This window comes from Mesorhizobium sp. 01N446 (assembly GCF_056399285.1).
Genome location: NZ_JBFTRA010000011.1, coordinates 132,683 through 155,416, shown reverse-complemented (window position 1 = coordinate 155,416; position 22,734 = coordinate 132,683). Strand labels below are relative to the sequence as shown.

The 22,734-nt window shown below is 61.4% G+C and carries 12 protein-coding genes and 2 pseudogenes; 8 read left to right on the top strand and 6 right to left on the bottom strand.

Going from position 1 to position 22,734, the window contains the following annotated elements:
• Window positions 1-227 precede the first annotated feature (227 nt).
• From AC1DPX_RS30860 to AC1DPX_RS30835, 6 genes and pseudogenes are all read left to right on the top strand, one after another.
• A complete protein-coding gene (locus tag AC1DPX_RS30860; RefSeq protein WP_477241511.1) occupies window positions 228-5,324 on the top strand; it encodes a DEAD/DEAH box helicase in 5,097 nt (1,698 codons plus the stop codon).
• Window positions 5,321-8,110 carry a helicase-related protein gene (locus AC1DPX_RS30855; RefSeq protein WP_477241509.1) on the top strand — a complete coding sequence of 930 codons (2,790 nt, stop codon included), beginning with the start codon at window positions 5,321-5,323 and terminating at the stop codon, window positions 8,108-8,110. The genes AC1DPX_RS30860 and AC1DPX_RS30855 overlap by 4 nt, the downstream gene beginning before the upstream one ends.
• Window positions 8,110-12,588 (top strand): Eco57I restriction-modification methylase domain-containing protein, encoded by a 4,479-nt coding sequence (locus AC1DPX_RS30850; protein WP_477241507.1) that lies wholly within the window; start codon window positions 8,110-8,112, stop codon window positions 12,586-12,588. The genes AC1DPX_RS30855 and AC1DPX_RS30850 overlap by 1 nt, the downstream gene beginning before the upstream one ends.
• Window positions 12,572-14,497 carry a hypothetical protein gene (locus AC1DPX_RS30845; protein ID WP_477241505.1) on the top strand — a complete coding sequence of 642 codons (1,926 nt, stop codon included), beginning with the start codon at window positions 12,572-12,574 and terminating at the stop codon, window positions 14,495-14,497. The genes AC1DPX_RS30850 and AC1DPX_RS30845 overlap by 17 nt, the downstream gene beginning before the upstream one ends.
• Window positions 14,498-14,514: 17 nt before the next feature.
• Window positions 14,515-15,285, top strand: a complete 771-nt coding sequence (locus AC1DPX_RS30840) for an HNH endonuclease (protein WP_477241503.1) — start codon at window positions 14,515-14,517, stop codon at window positions 15,283-15,285.
• A gap of 342 nt (window positions 15,286-15,627) precedes the next feature.
• Window positions 15,628-15,900 (top strand): annotated as a pseudogene (locus AC1DPX_RS30835) (DUF4158 domain-containing protein); the annotation flags it as partial.
• A gap of 215 nt (window positions 15,901-16,115) precedes the next feature.
• Here the strand turns inward: AC1DPX_RS30835 and scpB are convergent.
• The 4 genes from scpB to AC1DPX_RS30815 all read right to left on the bottom strand — a co-directional run bounded on the left by scpB (window position 16,116) and on the right by AC1DPX_RS30815 (window position 18,880).
• Window positions 16,116-16,814: an SMC-Scp complex subunit ScpB gene (scpB, locus tag AC1DPX_RS30830; RefSeq protein ID WP_477241501.1), complete on the bottom strand. Its 699-nt coding sequence runs from the start codon at window positions 16,812-16,814 to the stop codon at window positions 16,116-16,118.
• Between the two features lie 2 nt (window positions 16,815-16,816).
• On the bottom strand, window positions 16,817-17,764 hold the full coding sequence (locus tag AC1DPX_RS30825; RefSeq protein ID WP_477241499.1) for a DUF1403 family protein: 948 nt from the start codon (window positions 17,762-17,764) through the stop codon (window positions 16,817-16,819).
• 236 nt (window positions 17,765-18,000) lie between these two features.
• Window positions 18,001-18,594, bottom strand: a complete 594-nt coding sequence (locus tag AC1DPX_RS30820) for a type II toxin-antitoxin system VapC family toxin (RefSeq protein WP_477241497.1) — start codon at window positions 18,592-18,594, stop codon at window positions 18,001-18,003.
• Complete coding sequence (locus tag AC1DPX_RS30815) at window positions 18,584-18,880, bottom strand: hypothetical protein (protein WP_111543956.1); 297 nt, start codon at window positions 18,878-18,880, stop codon at window positions 18,584-18,586. Before AC1DPX_RS30815 ends, AC1DPX_RS30820 begins: the two co-directional genes overlap by 11 nt.
• 235 nt (window positions 18,881-19,115) lie before the next feature.
• Here AC1DPX_RS30815 and AC1DPX_RS30810 point away from each other — a divergent pair, with 235 nt between their 5' ends.
• Window positions 19,116-20,243, top strand: coding sequence for a site-specific integrase (locus AC1DPX_RS30810; protein WP_477241495.1), 1,128 nt, complete (start codon window positions 19,116-19,118; stop codon window positions 20,241-20,243).
• A 38-nt stretch (window positions 20,244-20,281) separates the two neighbouring features.
• Here AC1DPX_RS30810 and AC1DPX_RS30805 read toward each other — a convergent pair whose 3' ends face one another.
• Window positions 20,282-20,800 carry an RES family NAD+ phosphorylase gene (locus AC1DPX_RS30805; protein ID WP_477241493.1) on the bottom strand — a complete coding sequence of 173 codons (519 nt, stop codon included), beginning with the start codon at window positions 20,798-20,800 and terminating at the stop codon, window positions 20,282-20,284.
• On the bottom strand, window positions 20,797-21,186 hold the full coding sequence (locus tag AC1DPX_RS30800) for an antitoxin Xre/MbcA/ParS toxin-binding domain-containing protein (RefSeq protein WP_407941787.1): 390 nt from the start codon (window positions 21,184-21,186) through the stop codon (window positions 20,797-20,799). The genes AC1DPX_RS30805 and AC1DPX_RS30800 overlap by 4 nt, the downstream gene beginning before the upstream one ends.
• 119 nt (window positions 21,187-21,305) lie before the next feature.
• Here AC1DPX_RS30800 and AC1DPX_RS30795 point away from each other — a divergent pair.
• A pseudogene (locus tag AC1DPX_RS30795) lies at window positions 21,306-22,216 on the top strand (tyrosine-type recombinase/integrase); the annotation flags it as partial.
• Window positions 22,217-22,734: the final 518 nt, after the last annotated feature.

The following is a 22,734-nucleotide window of genomic DNA, read 5'->3' as shown; positions in this document are numbered from 1 at the left end:
ACATGCGAAGGTCGTCAGCGATTCCGCTGCCGCACCGAATTTTGTGCTTGTACAAAGAAGCGAACAATGCCTCATCTTCCAACTGAGGTTTATACTGCCGGGATGGCATGAGGCAGCGTTGATCTGCATCCGCAAGCCTCATTGGATGACCGACGCCTAACAGCGGTCCTATGAGCTTTAATTGTCCGGGCCATGGCGGAGTGCCGGAATTTGGGGGGAATTCCAACTTGGACGTTTTTCAACTCGATGCTGATCTGATTGCACGATACGAATCTTTCGCGAGATCATTCACCAACATCCGCGCACCTGATTTGAAATCGCAGATCGACGCCGAGTACGCATCCGGTCGCTATTGGCCGGAACCGCTGATTGGCCTCAATCCAAATTTCAGGAAAGGTGCCAAGATTGCCGAATTGATCGAACGAGGTGATCTCGATCCGGCCGCTGCTCACATCTTCGCGGCGGGTAAACCGCGAGCTCCGATTACGCTGCACCGACACCAGGAACAGGCTTTGGCCAAGGCGCAGCAGCGGCGCAATTACATCGTTACCACTGGTACAGGATCCGGAAAGTCACTCTGTTTCTTCGTGCCGATTGTCGATCGTATCCTGCGGGCGCGCCGAGTTGGCGAGGCACAACGCACGCGAGCGATTATCATCTATCCCATGAATGCGCTGGCCAACAGTCAGCGAGAGGAACTGGAGAAGTTCATTGGGTCCTCGGGCTTGCCAGCGTCGATGCGGCCAACTTTCCGCCGCTATACAGGGCAGGAAAGTGATGCCGATCGAAGGCAGATAGCAGTCGAACAGCCCGACATCATTCTCACCAACTTCATGATGCTTGAACTGCTTATGACGAGGCAGGACGAACTCGACCGCGACGTTATCCGCAACATGGAGGGCTTGGATTTCCTAGTGCTTGACGAACTGCATACCTATCGGGGCAGGCAGGGTGCTGACGTCGGGATGTTGGTGCGCCGGGTTCGCGAGAGGGTCGGATCGCCGGACATGCTTTGCGTCGGCACTTCAGCAACGATGGCGTCCGCAGACGATGACGCCGGGCGTGCGGCAGTTGCCTCGGTAGGCTCCCTGCTATTTGGCAGTCCAGTACAAAGCGATGACGTTATTACCGAGAGCCTTGAACGGAAAACGCAATTCTCCGGAGGCGGTGCGCTGTTCGAGGCGCAACTGCAGCAAGCCGTATTAAGCTCCTCCACCGGGAAACTGACGGACAACGCGTTCATGGTCGACGCCCTGTCAAGCTGGATCGAACTCAATATCGGTCTAATTGCTCAGGAAACGCTACGTCGACGCCAGCCGATGACGCTGACACGGGCCGCCGAGGAGCTCGCAGCGCAAACGGCTCTGCCTGCCGACGTATGTAAACAGGCGATCGGTCAGCGTCTGGTCGCAATGAGCGCGCCGGAGAATGAACGTGACGGAACCGGTGACCAAGCCTTCATGGCTTTCAAACTGCATCGCTTTCTGTCTGGAGCGGGCCATGCCCATGCCACGATTGAGCCGGCCACCGCCCGTTCAGTTCGCCTGGTTGGAGAGAAGCTCGATCCGGACAAGCCGAACGCTCGACTCTATCCGACTTTCTTCTGTCGTGAATGCGGACAGGAGATTCACAGCGTCTCGGTCGAGTCCAACGGCACCGTTATTGCCCGGTCGATCGACGTGTCTCCGCGTGATGAGATCGATGAGGAGGGGACCTGGCACGGCTTCCTCGTGCCCGATGCTGCATCTGATCTGGCCTTCGACGGAACTTCTGACTGTTACCCCGACGATTGGATCGAGCAGACAGCATCAGGAACACGGTTGAAATCTACTCACAGGGTAAACCACGAAGGCCGGCGCATGATCCTAGCGCCCGACGGTATTCCGGATGGTGCTGGAGCGACTACCTGGTTCTTCGCCGGCAAGTATCGCTTCTGTCCACACTGTCGGCATCAACCCGCGCCACAGGCGCGCGACATAAATAAGCTAGCCGGCCTCTCTGCGGAAGGCCGCAGCTCGGCGACCACACTGATCACTGCCGCTGCACTCGATTGGATGGCCCGCGACGGCACACTCGACCAGTATCGGCGCAAGCTGCTCGGTTTCACGGACAATCGGCAAGACGCGGCCCTTCAGGCGGGACACTTCAACGATTTCATCTTCGTGACGCTGTTGCGCGGCGCGATGCTTCGCGCTGTCCGTCAGGCGGGGTCTGACGGGCTCTCGCACGAACAGTTCGGAGACGCGCTTCGGCGAGCACTGGGTTTCGAACCCGAACGGACAGAGAGGCGCGAGGAGTGGATGCTTGATCCGAATCCGCGGGGATTTGCGGCGCTCGACGATGCCAAGATCGCGATTAACCGGGTCCTGGCCCACCGTCTCTGGAACGATCTGCGGAGGGGCTGGCGCTACACAAACCCCAACCTCGATCAACTCGCGCTGGTGCAGGTCCGATATCCCGGTATCCCCATGCTCGCGGCGGACGAGGAAGCCTGTGGCGCCAATCCGCATCTCGCCAATGCGGCGCCGCAAGTCCGGGCGGCGATGTTCGTCGTCCTTCTCGATGCAATGCGCGAGGGCCTTGCGATCAGCGTCGATGCGCTTGACAGGGTCAGCTTGGAACAGATCGCCGAACGTTCTCGATCGCTACTCAAGGCCCCGTGGTCCATTGCACGAGAAGAGCAGGATAGGGACCTTGCTAGGCAGGGTATCCTGATTACCGAGCCTCCTCCCCGAGTTGAGCAACGCGCCGCAGAAGATATTGCCACCATTCGGGCTACAGGCAGAAGTCGGATTGCTCGCGCGATCGAAAAGGCACTTGGGACCCCTCTTTCGCTGGCCGATCGATTGACGTTGGTTGAAGCTATGCTGGAAGCGGCGGACAGCCATCAGATCGTCCGCCATTTTACGGTTGGGGGTACAAGGGGCTGGCGACTCGCCCCAAACGCTATTCGACTTCATCCAGGGAGTGGACAGGCAAAACCGGGACAGGAGAACCGATTCTTTTCGCAACTTTATGCAGATGTCGCCGAGCGACTTGGAGACGTCGGACGCTTGCCGTTCTCCTTTGAAGCGCGAGAACATACCGCACAGGTAGAATCCGTGGTCCGCCAGTGGCGAGAGGATCGCTTTCGTTATGGCGAGGCAGACAAGGCGCGCCTGAAAGAGGCCGCAGCGGACATGCAGCAGCGCGAACGCACCGACTTCCTTCCGCTGCTTTTCTGCTCTCCAACAATGGAACTTGGCGTCGATATCTCGCAGCTCAATCTCGTTTTCCTGCGTAATGTTCCCCCAACCCCGGCTAACTATGCGCAACGTGCCGGCCGTGCCGGCCGCAGCGGGCAGGCGGCACTCGTTGTTACTTATTGCGCAGCGCAGAGCCCTCACGACCAGTACTACTTCGAGCGACGAGCTGACCTGGTAGCAGGCATTGTACGGCCTCCCGCGATCGACCTCGTGAACATTGATTTGCTGGCGAGTCACGTCCATGCGGAGTGGCTCGCCGCCGCGCGGGAAGGGTTGTCGCCGGCCATTCCGGAGAACCTACGCATGCAAGAAGCGGGGCTCCCCGTATGCGAGCGACTATCCAACGCGTTTCGGGTCGCGACTGCCAGCGGCTCGGACCTCAGGCGGGCTGTTGCGGTGATCAGCTCGGCGCTCCCGGTGAATGGCATCGGCGATATTCCGAATCCCGAGGCGTTTGTCCACCAAGTCTGGGAGGACGCTGAGATCGCATTCTCGCAAGCATTCGATCGATGGCGCAGCCTGTATAGTTCGGCACAACGCGAGCTTGACGACGCAGCCGCCATTGAAAAGCGTACGGGGCTTTCGGCGACAGAGCGGCGTGATGCCCGCTCGCGCTACCTCAGCGCCTCACGTCAGCTGGAGCTGCTAGAGACGGGTAAGTCTTCCTCCGGGTCAGATTTCTACAGTTACCGCTACCTGGCAACGGAGGGATTCCTACCGGGGTACAATTTCCCCCGACTGCCGCTCTACGCATTCATAGACGCAGAGAAGTCATCGACCGTTCTCCAGCGACCGCGCTTCCTGGCAATCTCTGAGTTCGGTCCTAACAGCCTCGTCTATCACGAAGGCAAGGCCTACCGTTGCAATCGAGCGAAGTTGCCATCGGGTTCGCGCGGCGAAGACGGACTGCTCGCTACGCGGACGCTTAATTGTTGTCAGACCTGTGGAGCCGCACATGAGGAGGAAACCCAGGAACGCTGCGGTGTCTGTGGGGCGGCGCTGACCAGTGAGGGAAAGATCGCCAAGCTGTTTCGGATCGACAATGTCGATGCCGTCCCGGGCGCGCGAATCACCGCCAATGACGAGGACAGGCAGCGCCGAGGATTTGAGATCCAGACAATTTTCCAGTGGCAGGGTGAAGGACAGCAGGAACTGACTCTCGGCGCTGCCGGAGAGCAACTGATGACGCTGCGCTACGGACCACGCACGCGGCTATCTCGCGTCAATCTCGGCTTGCGCCGTCGAGCGTCGAAGGAACTGCACGGATTTGATATCGACACGCTGACAGGGCGCTGGCTCAAGAACGAAACCCAGGGTGATGACGAAGGGGACGATCCCCGGGGGGCGCGGCGCCAGACAATCGTGCCGGTGGTCGAGGACACAAAAAATGCGATGCTCATCCAAGTTCATCAGCCGTTGAGCGAGGCCCAGTTGGCAACACTCCAGCACGCACTCGTCCGCGCCATCGAAACCGAGCACGTCCTGGAAACCGGCGAATTGCTTGGCGAGCCCTTGCCTACCCGTGCGAACCGGAATGCCATCCTCCTATATGAGGCCTCGGAGGGTGGCGCGGGTGTACTCAAACGGCTGATGGAGGGTCACGAGCGGTGGCACGAACTCGGCTCCCGCGCTCTTGATCTGATGCATTTCGACCGGGACGAGTCCGGATTGCTTATCGAGCGAACTGATAGCTGCAAAGCTGGTTGCTATCGTTGCCTCCTCTCCTACTACAACCAGCCGGACCACGAGCTTATCGAGCGGCGCGATCCGGCGGTTCAAGGGATGCTCGGCGCTCTCTTCAAATGCGATACCGTGGGACGCGGCGCAGGTAATGGCGCTGATCCTTGGGTCACCGCATTGCAAGGCTGGGCGGCACCGATGCCAGTCGCAGAGACAATCGACGGCGTCCGGTACCCGCTCTGCTGGCCTGATCGTGGCGTGATGGCGGTGACTGGCCCCGCCCCGGATTCGATTGCTGAGCGCTGCGCCGATATCGGTCGTGATCTCGTCGAACTCCCGGCGATGCCCGGACCCATGATGCCAACCGCACTCGCCGACGCCCTTGGAGTGACCGCGTGAACCTTCCTGTTCTTCAGACTGGCGACCTGGTTCGCGCGCGCGGCCGCGAATGGATCATTTTGGGCACGCCGGCTGATGGGATCGTTCGTGTTCGTCCCCTTTCCGGGTCGGAGGAGGACGCAATAAACCTCGTGTCTGTGCTGGAGCCTGAGCCGGTCAAGGCAGCTCAGTTCGGTCTCCCCTCCGTCGACCAGCTCGACACACAGGATGCCGCACGGTTGCTTGCCGACGCGCTGCGTCTTTCGCTGAGAAGAGGGGCTGGGCCGTTCCGAAGCGCCGCACACCTGGGCGTCGAGCTGCGCGCCTACCAGCTCGTACCACTGCTGATGGCGCTTAAGCTTGAGGTCAAGCGCATGCTGATCGCCGACGATGTCGGCATCGGAAAGACGATCGAGGCCGGCATCATTCTACGCGAGATGCTGGACCGGGGCGAGATCGACCGTTTTACAGTGCTTTGCCCACCCCATCTGGTAGATCAGTGGGTTGGGGAGCTGTTGTCGAAGTTCGACATCGACGCCGTCGCGGTAACTTCCGCCCGCGCCCGCGCGCTGGAGCGAGGCCTCGCTCTTTCAGACACGATCTTCCGGGCTTATCCATTCACAGTCGTCAGTCTCGATTACATAAAGGCGGACAGCCGCCGGGACAGCTTTGCACTGCATTGTCCGGAGATGGTGATCRTCGACGAGGCCCATGCCTGCGTAGGCGGCAGCGAACGCGGCACGCAGCAGCGTTTCGACCTGCTGCGCCGTGTGGCCGATGCGGAGAGCAGGCACATGCTGCTGCTGACGGCCACGCCGCACAGCGGCAATCAGGATGCATATGCGCGCCTCCTTAGCTTGTTGCATCCGGACCTCGCCAGCTTCCCTGGAAGCGCGGACGCCAACGCCATCGAGCGCTATCGGCGACGTCTCGCCCAGCATTTCGTACAGCGGCGCCGTCCCGACATCGAAGGTCAATGGGCCGAGGACCGTGTCTTCGCCCAACACATGGATCGGCCGGCGCCATATACGCTTGCGAGCGAGTTCCAAACCTTCCAGGAAGACGTACTCGACTATTGTTTGGGCATCACCCAGCGCACCAACGGCGACCGTGCTCGCCGACTTGCCTTCTGGGGCACTTTGGCACTGATGCGCTGCGTTGGCTCTTCGCCCGCTGCCGCCGTTTCAGCATTGCGCAACCGGCTTGCAGGCATGGCCAACGAAGAGACGCTGGAGCCCGCGTTGTTCGATGCAGAGGAAGGCACCTTCACTGACACCGATGTTGAACCTGCCACGGCCATCGACCGCGAAGAGCAGGCAGCGCTCGACCGCCTTATTGGGCAGGCCAAGCAGCTTGCAGGCCGCACAAGCGATGATCCCAAATTTCGTGAACTCGTTCGGCAGATTAAATCACTGCTGGCAGAGGGCGCGAGACCGATCGTGTTCTGCCGTTTTATCTCTTCGGCCGAGGCGGTCGGCGAGGCGTTAGGGACCGCCTTCAAAAAGTCGACGATCGACGTTGTCACTGGACGCCTAACGCCTGAGGAACGGCGGGCACGGGTCGAGGCGCTGGCCGATCATTCGGATCGCATCCTCGTCGCGACCGACTGCCTTTCCGAAGGCATCAACCTCCAGGCGCAATTTAACGCTGTTGTTCACTTCGACCTCAACTGGAATCCCACCCGCCACCAGCAACGCGAGGGCCGCGTCGACCGATTTGGTCAACCTGCGAGGGCGGTCTGGACAGTGATGATGTTCGGCGAGAACAGCATGATCGACGGCGCGGTACTCGATGTCATTACCCGGAAGGCCGAACGCATACGCAAAGAGACCGGCGTGACGGTGCCAGTGCCGGAGGATTCGGCGAGCGTTGCCAATGCGCTCTTGCAGGCGATGCTTCTCCGCTCGCAGCGTCCCCGAGCGCAGGGGTCTTTCGACTTCGGGGATGCTGGCGCTAAGCTCGAATCCGAATGGCGTGACGCTGAGGAGAACGCGAAGAAGAGCCAAACGCGCTATGCTCAGGTCACGCTAAAGCCGGCGGAAGTTCTTCCCGAATGGAAAGGCATGCGCGCGTTGAACGGTGGACCTGAAGAGGTGCAGCGTTTCACGCGCCGCGCGCTCGACCGCATGTACAAAGGGTCCATCGGCGAAATCGGTACCAATTTTCGTGTGCACTACGATCAGCTGCCTACACAGCTTCGCGAGCGGCTCGCCGCGCGCGGGTTGACCGGCACGCGCACCGTCACTTTCAAAGACGATCTCCAGCCCGACATCGCCCACGTTGGCCGCGTTCATCCCCTCGTCGCAACGCTCGCCGAGAACATGGCGGAGGGCGCGCTTGATCCCGGCGGGCGACAGGGTGGTTCCCCACTCGGCCGGGCGGGAGCGTGGCGCACGCGTGCAGTGTCGCGGATGACTACAGTTCTTCTGATGCGACTTCGCTTCACCCTTGTGACGAGCGGGCGCGCCAGCCGCACCTTGCTCGCCGAAGAAGCGACCGCGCTCGCCTTCGAAGGCATGGAGCAAGATGCGGCCGCAGGCGGTGCAGACGCACTTGCACTTCTAGAGCCAGAGGCGTCGGGCAATCTCGAGCGCAGCGTTATCGAGCGCCGACTGTCGGATGCGCTCGCCCGCATCGACGGCTATGGTCAGGCAATCGCCACCTACGCAGATGCAAGGGCGAAAAAGCTTAGCCACGACCACCAGCGCGTCACGGAAGCCGCGCGCGGCGGCTCGACGACCGAAGTCAGCGCGGTTCTCCCGGCGGACATCATCGGCCTTTATGTTCTGATCCCGGAGGTCGGCTGATGGCTCGTCCGACCCGCCGCCCTACAGTGCTTGGACTTGAGGCGATCGTCGTCGAAGGCGGACTGATCGCGTCTGAGCAGATCGCAGAGATCGTCAAGACCGGACGCAACCCGAAGAGCGCCGTCGAATACGATTGCCCCAAGGGCACCAACATCGGGGATGAGATCGCGCGATACTTTCGAATTGGCCAGGCGCACTGGCAGGCTTTCGCAAAAATCGATGCACCAACAATCTCGCAAGTCGCCATTTTCGCCAATGGGTTACTTACACAGGTTTTCGGTTTCACCGACCTAGTCGGCCCAGTCGAGCACCAGGAGGGCGCGCGGCGCTACCGCATAGCTTTGGAAGCGAAGGGCGGGCGCGTTCCAATCGTCTGTGCCGCGCCGATGCCTAGCAGCGAGGGCTTCACCAGGGCGCTGGCCGAATTCGGCGACGGTGATGGCGGTCGCGCCCGGCGGTCGCCCGTGGTGCTCCTGCAGGATTGGCTGAACGCCAGCGTAGAAGCAACCTGGGGCCTTGTCTTCGCCGGCGACCGCGTCCGGCTGATGCGCGACAATGCGAGCCTAACACGCGCCGCTTGGATCGAGGCCGATCTCGCCGCGATCTTCCGTGATGAAATGTTCGCCGATTTTACCGCGCTCTGGCTGCTGATCCATGCCTCGCGTTTCGGCGCTGCCGGCGCTGCGGCTTCAGCCACGCCGTTGGAGAGATGGCGTGAGGCTGGGCAGAAGCAGGGCACAGCCGCACGCGAGCGGCTTCGCGACGGCGTCGAGGCGGCGCTGAAGGAACTTGGCCAGGGCCTCGTCTCCGCCAATCCGCAGGTGCTGGCCAGCATCGAGTCGGGCGAGCTGTCGCTCGACACGCTTTTCGAGGAACTGCTGCGCACGGTTTATAGGCTGATCTTCCTCGCTGTCGCCGAGGATCGCGACCTGCTCCACCCGCCGGCCGCGCCACGCAAGGTGCGTGAACTCTATGCCGGCAGCTACGGCTTCGGCTTCTGGCGTGAGCGTTCGGCTCGGCGCACGGCCTACGACGCCCACCATGATGCGTGGGAAGGCATGAAGGTGACGCTGGCGGCGCTAGAAAATGGCGAGGCGTTGCTTGGCCTGCCGGCGCTCGCTGGGCTTTTCGGCGGTGGGCAGACTCCGACCATGCGTTCGTCGAAAATCCCCAACCGCAATTTCCTGATGGCGGTCTACCGCCTTGGTTTCCTTGAGGTTGAATCCACCCGCACCCGTATCAATTGGCGCGACATGAAGACGGAGGAGCTGGGTTCCGTCTACGAAAGCCTACTAGAGATCCGGCCGATCCTGCGTACCAACGGAGACTTCGAGCTGGACTTCGGCGCAAAAGGCAATGCCCGCAAAACCAGCGGCAGCTACTACACACCCGACAGCCTGGTCGAGACTCTGCTCGATAGCGCGCTCGATCCGGTTCTGGAGCGCGCCGAGGCTAATGGCGGCGCAGACGCTGTTCTCGACCTTCGCGTTATCGACCCGGCCTGCGGCTCGGGCCACTTCCTGCTGGGTGCCGCGCGCCGCATGGCCAACCGTGTTGCCGAACTGCGCAACCCTGATGCGCCCGACCGACAGGCCGCTCTTCGCGACGTCGTGGGCCACTGCATCCATGGCGTTGACCGAAACCCAATGGCCGTTGAGCTCGCGAAGGTCGCGTTGTGGATCGAAAGCGTGTCTCCCGGGCAGCCGCTCGGCTTCCTTGATGCCAATATCCGATGTGGCGACGCGCTGCTCGGCGTCTTCGCTCTCAAGGCCCTTGAAGAGGGTATTCCCGACGACGCCTACAAGGCGCTGACCGGCGACGAAAAGGCGACTGCAAACGGCCTGAAGAAGACCAACCGGGCCGAACGCGACGCTCCGCTGCTTCGGCGCGCAATCGCGCCAGAGAAGCTGGCGCAGGCGTTTGATCGGTTTCACGCCATGCCGGAGGGCAGCGTTCCGGAGGTTCGCGCTAAGGCTCGTGCTTATCAGGAGCTGCGCAGTTCGCAGGACTGGTGGCATCTCACCGTTGCCTGCAACGCATATGTTGGCGCTTTCGTACTGCCGAAACCGGCTCTGCCCGACGCGACCACGAGGCCTCTTGTCCCCACGACTCGACATGTCCGCGAGGCGCTTGACCGCCGCCCACCTGTGGGCCGGCTCGCGGCGGCGATCGACGCTGCCGCCTTCGCCGCGCGCGCGTTCCACTGGCCGATAGAGTTCCCCGACGTGATGATCGGCCGCGGTGGCTTCGACGTGGTGCTCGGCAACCCACCGTGGGAGCGGATAAAGCTGCAGGAGCAAGAGTTCTTCGCCGGCACGGCCATCGCCGATGAGCCCAACGCCGCCGCCCGCACGCTTGCCATCGCCAACTTAGCCGGGGCCCCGGCCGGCAGCCAGGAGCGGCAGCTTTTCGAGGCGTTCGAGATTGCGAAACGCATCGCCGAGGCGGCTTCGCTCTTCGCGCGCGTGCCAGGCGAAGATGGTGGCCGGTACCGCTTCACCGGCACAGGCGACGTCAACACCTATGCCCTCTTCGCGGAGCATTTCCTGAATTTGACGCGAGGGGGCGGGCGGGCGGGCGTGATTGTGCCGACGGGCATCGCAACGGACGCAACGACCGCGCCGTTTTTTGGACATCTCCTCCATGATCGTCGGCTTGCTAGTTTGCGTGATTTTCAGACTGGATTTGAGTTCTTCAACGCCATTGGGCATGCTACGTTCAAATTTTGTTTGATGACATTGACGGGCAGTTCGGAGGATGACCCACCAACCTTTAGTTTTGTTTTGAAGACTAGTGAGGACATTGCTGACCAGACGCGCCAGTTTCAAATGTCGGTTCAGGACGTTAAGCTGGTCAATCCGAACACATATACGCTTCCGATATTCAGAACCCGTCGCGATGCAGAGATAACAAAATATATCTATAATCGCATTCCCGTCCTCGTACAGGAATCGCGGGGCGCAGCGGGAAATCCGTGGGGCGTGTCGTTCATGGCGATGTTCCACATGTCGAACGACAGCAGCCTGTTCCGCACCGCTGAACAGCTCGCCAAAAGTGGCTATGTGCACGCCGGCACCGATTGGGTGCGTGAGGGAGGTGCACGTCCGCCCCAAGCGGCGCTCGCGCTCACCGGTGGTAGCGACAGACTGAATCTCGACCTCTCGACCGGCAGCGTAGCCAGCGACCGATATGTGCCGCTCTATGAAGCGAAGATGATCCACCAGTTCGATCACCGCTGGGCGACTTATGACGGTCTCGACAGTCGCGACGTGACGCTTGCTGAGAAGCAGGACCCGACGTTTGAGCCTTGCGCACGCTATTTGGTGCCCCGACGCGAGGTCGACAGCCGATTGCGCGCGAGGGGTTGGGATCGTGGGTGGCTAATGGGCTGGCGCGACATATCCAAACCTCAGAATGAGCGGACTGTCATTGCGACGACGTTTCCCCGATCGGCTGCGGGGCATACCTCACCGCTATTCATCATATCAGCAAGGCCGGAGCTATGGGCGGCGTTCCATGCCAACCTTTCGTCCGTTGTTCTCGACTTTGCCGCTCGGCAAAAGGTCGGCGGAACGCACCTGACATATGGTTACCTAAACCAGTTTCCTGTCCTGTCGCCGACCACCTACACAGATGCCGATCTCCACTTCATCGTGCCGCGCGTGCTGGAGCTCACCTACACCAGCCATTCGATGGCCCCCTTCGCGCTCGATCTCGGCTGTGACGACCCGCCCTTCGCCTGGGACGAGGACCGCCGTGCCCTGTTGCGCGCCGAACTCGACGCTTGGTATGCACTTGCCTACGGTCTTTCCCGCGACGAACTGCGCTACGTGCTCGACCCGACAGACGTAATGGGCGAGGATTATCCGTCTGAAACCTTCCGCGTGCTGAAGAAGAACGAGATCGCGAAATACGGTGAATACCGCACCCGTCGTCTCGTTCTCGCCGCTTATGAGAGGATGACAGCAGCCGCACCTGTGACTGATACAATTGCGGACTCGGAATGGGAACATCAACTAAGCGGTGAAATTGATGTGCGTCATTTGCTGGCGGGTCTTCTGAGACGCATGCGTGGCCCGAAGACTGTACGCGAGGTCGTCCACGCGTTGCTCTTCGTGGCACGGCCCCACTTGCTGATGCGGCACTTGGACGGCGCACGTCAGACGGAATGGCGTCGCCTTGTGGGGTCTGACGCCGACTTGCCTTCGTCGACCGTCGTCAGCGGAATTGCATCTGCCCATCTCGGAACGTTTGGTCAGGCGAAGGCTCGTTTGGCCGCCGAGCGTGCGCTCCGCTTTGATACCGCCAGCCAGACATGGGATCGAGGCGCTTCGATTTACGACTACACACTCCCAGCCTGGTGCGAAGGGCGTGCGGATTTCGTCTGGCACGCGATACGGTCAATCTCTCTTGAGAATGTACAAAACGCGCTGCCGCAGGAAGAAAGGGATTTCATCAGAATTGCACTCGCAGCTTGACCTACTCACCGCGTCGCTTGACGCGATCACCCCGGCGGCGGGCCTGAGTGGTCCTCGACTCTGGGTTCGGCGTGTTGTCATATGGAAAGAACCAGGCGCAATTCTGCGGGACATTTCCCTACGACCAGGTCTGAACATCGTTTGGTCGCCCGATTCCGACGAGCGCGAAGGCCCTATTGGGCATGGTGGCGGGAAGAGCAGCTTCTGCCGCTTGTTGCGTTACTGCCTTGGCGAGGACAGTTTCGGTTCGCAGGAGCAACGACACCTCATCGGCAACGCGCTTCCGGATTCATATGTCGGCGCCGAAATCATGCTCGAAGGCAGTCAGTGGATCGTCGTCCGTCCGATTGGCCGCTCGCGTGGTCGGCAGCTGGCACAAGAGGGAGGGGATCTTGAAACTGCTCTTCATGCTGAAATGGTCAACACCGGCATGTCGCCACTTCGGCACGCCATCGTGCAAGCCATCATGCCAACCGCCGTGCAGCACATGCCAGTTTCCAATGCGATTGATGACGGATGGGAATCGGCCCTTGCCTGGCTGACACGGGATCAAGAATGCCGGTTACTTGGGCCGCTAGAATGGCGGGCGCCCCAAACGGAATCTAGGTCACCGTCGCGCAATCTCTCGACCTCTGACCGTCTTTCCATCGTGCGCCTGCTTCTCAATGCGCTGCAACCTGAAGAGATCGAGGTCGCGGCCGAAATGCGCCGGCATGAACGAACACATGCGGCGGCCCTGCAACGGCGCGATCGCCTCCAATGGATCCGGGACGATTTGGCTCGAGGTTTTTCCGCAACGTTTGGCGGCGATCCAACCCATAACGCCGAAGCGCTCGATCTATGGCAGCGGCGTGCCGACGAGGAGCTGGAGCGGCAGCAAGCGCAAATTGACCCCAACCTGGTGGCGAAACTGGAATCAGCGCGAAAGGAAGCGGAAAGCAAGCGAGCCGAGCTTCAAGCCGTAGAGACTCGCCTCGCCGTTGTAGATAGCGAGTTTGCTGGGATCGGCGAGCTTGTTCGAATGCTGGATGATCGGCATGCGAAAGCCAGCACACGGGTTCGCGATGCTGAGAACCCGCTTTGCCTTTCCTGCGGTCAGCCAATCACGGCTAATGAGCAAGCCTTCATCGCGGAGCGAATCGCCGAACGAGATGCGCTTGCCACCGAACTCGATCAGAGAGCTAAGGCACGTGGCGTGCTGGAGGCTGAATCAAGGTCTCTGAAGATCGCGATATCCGCTTCTCGACAGGAATACGATCGCTTTGCGTCCACCGTCGAAAAGCTCACACACGCCTTAGTCGCCCAGTCTCAACAGGTCTCCGCCGCTAAGGGACATGTCACGACGACCGAACGCTACAAGATGCACAACGAGGAGTTAGCGCGTGTCGAGGGCGAGATAACGAGAGCGTTGGCCGATCGAGATTTAGCCGCTCGAAGTATCCTCGATCTTCAGCGTTCCTCCCAAAACGTCCTTGTTCGACTTTCCGGCTATTTCGACGCGGTTATTCGTTATCTCGTCGCTGATGGCGCGACCGGCGCCGTTACACTGCACGCAAACGGTCTTCAAGCCAAGGTCGTAAAGGGAGGCTCGCTTTCGACGGCAGCGGTCGATTCCCTTAAAGTCGTTGCGTTTGACCTCGCGGCACTCATCCTGGCGATCGAGGGCAAGGCGCAGCTTCCGGGCTTTCTTCTCCACGACAGCCCGAGAGAAGCTGATTTGGGCGTCTCGCTCTACTACCGGCTGTTCGACTTGGCACTGAAGCTTGAGCGTCTAGGTACGTCACCGACTTTCCAGTATGTGATTACCACCACGACGGCGCCGCCGTCAGAATTCCAGACAGTACCCTGGCTGCGTTTGACGTTGTGCAGTGCTCCCCCCGACGATCGACTGTTCAAAATGAATCTCTGACTCAGATTGCGTCCCAGATGACTCTGACGACAAACGAGCGGTTCCGGTCACTACCCTTCGTACAAGGTAGCGAATTACGTGAAGCCGCCGCGAACCACGGTTATCACCGCGACAGCGGCAGTGCAGACGGGTGGCTCTTCTTTGGTTCCTATACGATTGACGGCGAGATCGCGTTGGCTGCTTCACCAACGCACTGGTTTATTGCTGTGGAGCACCCTGGGGTCGCTGTTGAACTCGCAGCTGAGCGCGTCGAGCCGATGCCCAGCGCTTGCCGCGCCGCCTTTGCTTTCTCGGAACAAGAGGCGATGCGCGTCGCCCTAAGCCGCATCTATCAACTATCTCTCAGCCTTCCCAACGCGCCGCTCAAACGTTTCGAAGACGAGGTGGCGACACTGGGTGCGACCGAGGCCGAACGGATCGTTCGCCAGCGGATCGGGCAGGACATTTTTCGCCGCGCGCTGATGGAATACTGGCAGGGACGTTGCCCGATTACAGGGATCGATGATCCGGCATTGCTGCGCGCCTCACACATTGTCCCTTGGGCAGCCTGTGTGAGCGACGCAGAACGGCTCGATGTCCACAACGGAATTCTCCTAGCAGCACACTGGGACGCTGCGTTCGATGCCGGATTGGTGAGTTTTGAAGACGACGGTTCCGTACTGCTGTCGCCTCATTTGGGTAGCGTGAGCCGGGCAATGTTTAGCGCCAGTCGCGTGCCCAGCGTAGCCTTGACCAATGGCCATCGTCCTAGAGTCTTGTGGCATAGGGAAAATATTTTCAGATCTTGAGCAGCAACATTCAATTTTCAAAGAATAAACGAGGGTCACAATTCTAGGACAGCAGACCTTGGTACAGAACGGTCAGCGGGATGACCGCTCGCGGCTTGCACTTGTAATCACTCGGCCTTTCTAGGGTCGCTGCCGACAAGGCGCCGCTTCATTAGTCGTTCGCACGAATGCCGCTTGAATAGGGGGTCGGAACAAGAGCAGTGCGAAATCGTACGCTAAGGGCGAACGGATCATGAACTCTGCCGTAGTGCGGCCGTGCAGCATCCGATCCCTGTGGATTGCCATCGCAGGGTACTCAGTTTCTATTTTGTCGCCCGTCCGACTCGACAACGCTTCCGGCAGATTAGTCGTGGAAGGAGTTGGGCGACAGGTAAACGGCGGCTTCTCAAGGTTCAGGATCGACAGAGACTTTTCGATATACCAACCGATGAGGACGGCCTCATCCGCCACTATTCGTTGTCGTCGGCTGACAGGCTTGCGATTGGACTTCGCAGACGAGAACACAATCAGCTCGGATTTGCCGTTCAGCTCTGCCTGATGCGATATCCAGGAAGAGTGTTCGCGACCGATGAAACTCCGCCTCGCGCAATGCTAAAGTACGTTGCCGAGCAGATTGCTCGGGTGCTTCCTCGGCAATGTAGTGCCCGCTTTCCGGCAGATGTCCGGGTGAGGCTGAGCTGAAATCCGACGTTCATCCCACACCTGCTGTGCGCGAAGCACATGTGCAGCAGCTGCGTGATTATCTGTCCGCGACCGGCGCCGTGCGTGGTGCAATCGTCTATCTGACGAGCGGCGAGATCGCGTGGATTGTCCCGCCTTGATGGGATCATCTATTCGTCGAGCGCGGCGCTGGCGCCATCATCGTCGATATCTGCAAACCCTGGAATGATGTCACCAGCCAGCAGTTTTTCCTTCGACAGCAGCCCGGCGTCCTCAAGCGCCTCGAAATCCGGCAGCTGGCGCAACGTGTCGAGCCCGAACTGCGACAGAAAATTTTTGGTCGTCACATAGGTATACGGCGCGCCCGGCTGCGGGCTGCGCGGCCCCGAGGCGATGAGGTCCTGCCCGCGCAGCACGCCGATCAGGTCGCGCGACACCTCCTTGCCGAAAAAACTGGACAGCTCGCCACGGGTGATCGGCTGGAAATAGGCAATGCACATCAAGACCAGCGCCTCCGCCTGCGACAGTTCTTTTGCCCCCTCGCCCGCTGCCGTGCCAAATGCGGCGTGGATGGTGTCCCCAAAAATTTTCTTGGTCCGGTGCTGCCAGCCGCCGGCGACGGCGACCAGCTCGTAGGGGCGCTCGGCGAGTTCGGCGCGGATGTCGTCGATGATCAGTTCGATATTGCAATTCCTTCCCACCACCCGCGCGAGGACACTGCGTCTCACCGGTTCATTTGCGGCAAAGATCACCGCTTCGACGCGGCCCATCCATTCGCGCCAGCGCAGTTCTGGCGGCAGGTGCTCCAGCTCGGTATCCAGCAAAGCTGGCTGACCGTTTGGCTTGCGGCGGGCAGACGCTTCGCTCATCGCTACAACCCAAACAGCCGAAAGGTGGTGCGGCCGGAAAGCTCGCGCACGGCATCCAATTGTTGCAGCCGCTCGAACAGGCGTCGCGCCGCAAAACGCGACAGGCTTTTCGTCGTCAGCGAGCCCGAAACGGCATCTTCGTTGAGTAGTGCAAAAATCACCTCGCCGGCACCCTTGGCGCGCAATTTTGGAGCCACCGCCAGAAGTTTTTCGGCGCGGCGCGACAGCTCGGCGGCCAGCCGGCAGGCGTCTGCCCCCGCCGCCACCAGCGCCAGGCAAACCGCCCGCTCAAAATTCTCGTCCCCGGGTCGGATGCGCCTGCCGCCGGCCTCGCCGCGAAAGACCGAAGCAAAAACCTGAGCCATCAGCAGCGGCAGCGGCCGCGGCCAGCGCAGGCTTTGCGCCAGCACCAGGTCAGCGAGCCACCAGGCAAAAAGCTCGCAGTCGGGCCGCATGGCGACGACGTGAGCGGCGATCGCCGCGGCGGCGAACGGCGCCGGCCGCTGCGACTTTGCCAGGTTATCGACCTCCGCGCGAAGCGCGGCAAGCGCGGCACCGTCCCAGTGGAGTCCGAGCATCTCGACGATCCTGGCGAAACGATCGGCGGTGACGGGCGGCTGCCCGGCCAGCTGTCGCCAGGCGCCAAGGATGGCGCCGGCGGGACCGGGATCAACGCCGACCGGCCGCAGGTGCCAGGCGTCGCGCAGGGCGGCCGCATCCTCGGCGCGGCCGGCGAGCCGCATGCTGGCGGCGGCACAGCGAAGCGCCAGCCGCTGCCGCCAGGCGCCGGCCCAGGCAGGCTGCGCCCAGGCAAGGGTGTCGAGCGCGGCCAGGGCGGCGCCGGCCTGGAAGGCGGCGTCGGCGTCGCTGGCGGCGCCGGCGGCGAGCGCCCAGGTGGGCACGATCGGCGGCGCGGCGGAGCTGGCGGTCGCGGGATCGAGGCGAATCATGGTTTTGGAGGGTAAAGCGGCCGTGCGCTTTGCGCTATCGTTTTCGCGCCAAAGCGCACAGCCTGTCGGGGCGGTGAAACGAATGATAATCTTGCATTATCGTTCGTTTTGCGCTCTACATGAGAAATGGGCCGTTTTCGTCGCGCAGAAGCCCAAAATTCACGCCCAGCGACCCTCCGGACCATCCCTACAGCGCGACGGTCTTTCCTGTAACGGCTACGATAGCGCCTAACGCTTCAACGCGGCAGGCGCGAGCCTGTCACCGGCCGATAAAAGATCACACGTACCGACGGAACAAGCTGGCTGAGGTAATCGAAATCGCCAACATTGCCGGTCAGGACCGTCGCCCCGAGCATACCGGCCTGGTGAAAGATCAGCGCATCGTTGAGGAAGCGGCGTTCATGCCCCTTCCCTTTCGGCAGATGGCTCAGCCGGAACAACAGGCCGGCCAGCATGCCGGCGCGTCCCCAAGCGGTGGCGTCGGGTGCATGCAGCCGGTGCGCCGGAATATCCTCGATCGTATCAGCAACGGCTCCCAGGACCGACTTCGTCGTCGGGTGCGCCGGGTCGAGCCGGCCGAACACGTGGCTGAGCTCGGCAAGGCAGACGGCCGAGTGGTGACAGAGCCGATACGTCAGAAGGTTATCGACCGCTTCGGGCGTACGTCCCTGCAGGACATCCAGATAGACGCTGGTGTCGAGGAGCAATACGCCGCCGACAGGCGGCTGGTCACCTGCCCAGGACAGGGTGGAATCTGGTCGCCGTTCCAGCCCAGCGCTCCGCCGCTGTGGTTTTAGGGACCGCAGTGCGCCGCCTAGATCAAATGCCAAGATCGATGTCCGCGGAGATGCTGCCCTTGCGGCCGACGAGCCGGGCGCCAAAATCATCCTCGAGGGCCAGCCGCGACAAGGCGAGCTCAAGCAGTTCGGTGTCGGAGGTCACATGGGCGCGCTTCTTTGCCGCCTCGATCAATTCCGACGGCACCCTGCCGGAAAGGCGTGTGTTCTTGGCCGCGCCAAGCAGGCCGACCGCCCTCGCCTGCTCAAGCACCAGACGGTTGCGGGTGTGGGCGATCCGCTCCTCGCTTGCGGCTGTCGCTGCGCCACGTATGGTCATCTTGGGATCTCCATCTGTTGAACGGAATATAAAGGATGTTGAACATGATAGCAAGGAGAGACCATCCCTGGATCGGAAAGGCCCGTTGCGCTCCGCTGATGCGATACCAGGACCGGAGCGGAGGCAATTCGCGCAGCTATTCCGTCACACAGCTCGCGGTGGACAATTCCGGACTTTGGCCGCACCTTCGCTCGTAAGAATCGCATTGCTGCGAGAGTAGAATGGACGAGGCTGGATGGGCAAAGCCCGTAATTTGATGGTGTCCACCGACGCAATCGACACCGATGACCTGCCGGACATTGTCGACGTCGTCATGGAGATGGGGCGGCCGGATGAAGGCCCCTCCCCTCCCCCGCCGGTCCTTGACCCGCGACAGACATCGTTGCCTACGCATCTCGAAAAGCTCGCCGACCGTGCGCGCGATTATGTCGAGGCAGCAAGTTCGGCGAACACCCGTCGCGCCTACGCAGCCGACTGGAAGCATTTTTGCGCCTGGTGCCGGCGCCAGTCTTTTGATCCATCGCGGCCGGACCCGCAGACCGTTGGCCTCTATATCACCGCGCAGGCTTCGGGCACTGGAAGGGACAAAAAGGCGGTGGCGACGATCGAGCGCCGCCTGTCATCCCTGACCTGGAACTACACGCAGCGCGGCCAATCGCTTGACCGGAAGGACCGTCATATCGCCACCGTGCTCGCCGGCATCCGCAACACGCACGCCGCCCCGCCCCGTCAGAAGGAGGCCGTACTGCGCGACGATCTTGTTGCCATGCTGGAGACGCTCGACCGCGGCACGCTGCGTGGCCTGCGTGACCGCGCCATGCTGCTTTTGGGCTTCGCAGGCGGCTTGCGCCGCTCCGAAATCGTCGGCCTCGATCTTGCCCGCGATCAAACCGAGGATGGCTGCGGCTGGGTCGAGGTGCTCGACAAAGGTGCTCTTGTGACACTGCGCGGCAAGACCGGCTGGCGCGAGGTGGAGATCGGCCGCGGTTCGTCCGACGCCACCTGCCCGGTTGTCGCGCTCGAGACCTGGCTGAGGTTTGCCCGCATCGCGCATGGCCCCTTGTTCCGCCGTGTTACTGGTCAGGGTAAAACGGTCGGCGTCGATCGGCTCAACGATCAGGAGGTGGCCCGGTTGGTCAAGCGCACGGCCTTGGCCGCCGGCGTGCGCGGCGATCTCTCCGAGGGCGAGCGGGGACAGAAGTTTTCCGGACATTCACTGCGCGCCGGGCTCGCCTCCTCGGCCGAGGTCGACGAGCGTTACGTGCAGAAGCAGCTTGGCCACACCTCGGCGGAGATGACACGCAAGTACCAGCGACGGCGTGACCGCTTCCGGGTCAATCTCACCAAGGCATCAGGCCTGTAGGGCGAAAGACTCCCCTGCCCTTCGGAGCCGAGCGTGCGTTATCGCCAGGATAGCTGGTCCTTCGGCAACCGGCCGCTCGGGTCGAATACAGTTACCTTGTGCGGCAGATCCGGACCCCAGTCCCAAAGGACCAGGTTGCGATCCTCCATCTCGGCGCTCGGCGCAAAGCTCGGAACCACAATGCCGGCAATATTTCGAGGCCGCAGCCGGTCGTAGATGGACCAGGACGCCGGGCGCTCTCTGTCGCTAAGAGCCGTCGCCCAGGCGCAGGCCATCTCTTCGAGCGTCACAGAAAACTCTGCCCTCCCCTCTTCCGTTGTCAGATCCGCGATGTCGTCACAATCGATCTCATAGGAGCAAAGCACGCACGGATCGATCCGCTGCGCGAAGCCCTGATTGGCTTCCTTGATCGCCGTCATAAGGGTCAACGCGAGATAGAGCGCCGGCACACCTTTGGGATTGAATCGCGCACCTCTGATCGCCGCTCCTTCACCGGAAGTCGGCTTGAAAGCCCAGCGTGGATCGTGTGCCCGGTAGCAGGTTCTGACGAACCTCACGCAAACCCGCCAACGGCCATGTGATCGAGATAATCACGGACCGCAGCGGCCCTGCCGTCCTTCACCAGCGCCTCAGCGGTGCGTCCCCCAAATGCTGGAAGCGGCTGAGCCCGATACCAAGCCATCGCCTGCTCCTTGCCACCCGCCCAATCCGTAACGCGGCTGATGATCTCGAGCATTTCCCGCAGACGCCCCTGTGTCTTTACCGCAGCGCTGCGCTCTGACCGATAAAGGGTCTCGCGCGCAAGACCGGCGGTCTGGGCCAACTGGCCCTTGGACATGCCAAAACCGTCCGCGACCTGCTCGATCGCAATCTTCCCGTTCCGGTCCATATAGGACAAGATCAGAGGTCCATTCTGCTCGGGGATCTTGAGTGCGTGGGCCACAGAATTCATCCTACCATATTGAGAGTCATATTTCTTGTGCAAAAGATATGGCAGTTCTGGGCAACTTTCAAGCTCGGTACCGAACCAATTCGAAGTGCCGCCTAGCGTACGCGGATTGAGCCGACCGTGCGCGCGACTGTGTCGAGGAAGCAAGTTCGGCAAACACCCGTCGCGCCGATGCCGCCGACTGGAAGGATTTTTGCGCCTGCTGCCGGCGTCAGTCGTTTGATCCGCAGCCGCCAGACCCACAAATCGGCGGCCTCTACATCACGGCCCAGGCCTGGGGATCGGCAGAGGGACAACAAGTCGGTGTCGACCATCGAGCGCCGCATGTCCTCGCGGTCAACCGCTCGACCCAAAGGACCGGCATATCGCCACCGTGCTCGCCCGCATCGGCAACAAACAGCCTCCCCCGTCAAAGGGAAGCCCTCCTCCTCGATGATCTTTTCGCCATGCTGGGAAACGCTCGACCGCGGCACACTGCGTGGTCTGCGCGACCGTGCCATGCGCCTTTTGGGCTTAGTCGGTGGCTTGCGCCGATCCGAAATCGTCGGCCTGGTGTTGCGCGTGATCAAACCGACGACGGTCGCGGCTGGATTGAATTCTTTCCAGACATGGCGTGCTGGTTACGTTGCGGGCAAGACCGGCTGGCGCGAGGTCGAAATTGGTCGCGGCTCGTCCGACAGCTGCCCGGTTGTCGCCCTGGCAGACCTGGCTGAAGCTGGCCCGTATAGCGCATGGCTCCCTCTTCCGCTTCGTCACCGGTCAGGGCAAGGCGGTGGGAGTTGAGCGGCTGAACGATCAGGAGGTGGCGCGGCTGGTCAAACGCGCCGCCTTGGCCGCCGGCGAGCGCGGGGGTCTTTCCCGAGGCGAGCGCGGCCAAAGGTTTTTTCTGGCCATTCGCTGCGCGCGTCCTCGGCCGAGGTCACGAGCGCTATGTGCAAAAAGCAGCTGCCACGCCAGTGCCGAGATGACACGTAAGTATCAGCGACGGCGTGACTGGTTTCGAGTTCTAACTATGGCGTCAGGATTTGTGGGGTGCGGTACGCCTATAGCCGCAGGTGACTCGGGATGCGGCAATGCGCCCGAGAACCACATTCCCAACCATAAAGTTGATGAGTGTCCAGGGTCTCTTGGTGCCGTGCATCCCTCCAACTTGAGACCTGTTCCCAGCTGGGAACTTAAAGTGCGGGTGGTGAGTGCGAGACGAAGAGTTATGCGAGAAGTTTGCATTCTCGATGCGTCCTCGGGATCCTTCGCCAACCGTTGGTCTAGACCCAGAGGTAGGCCGCCTGGCGACCGCTGCAGCCTCCTGCTTGCCTCATCGACTACGCACTGGAGGGGGGAGCGCGTGGACAGGACGCCCACGTGTCAAACGGTGGCTGATTGCTGTCAACTCGCGTGGGCTGCCTAAGACGAATCCTAGCCGTTGAGTTGCCATTCTCGAGAACCACTTGGCGCGGAATGCCTTGTTGCAGGGAAGGGGGCCGTGGGGCGTCTAACTTGCCAGCCTGGTAGGCGCGATTACCGAAGTGACATCGGAAGGGT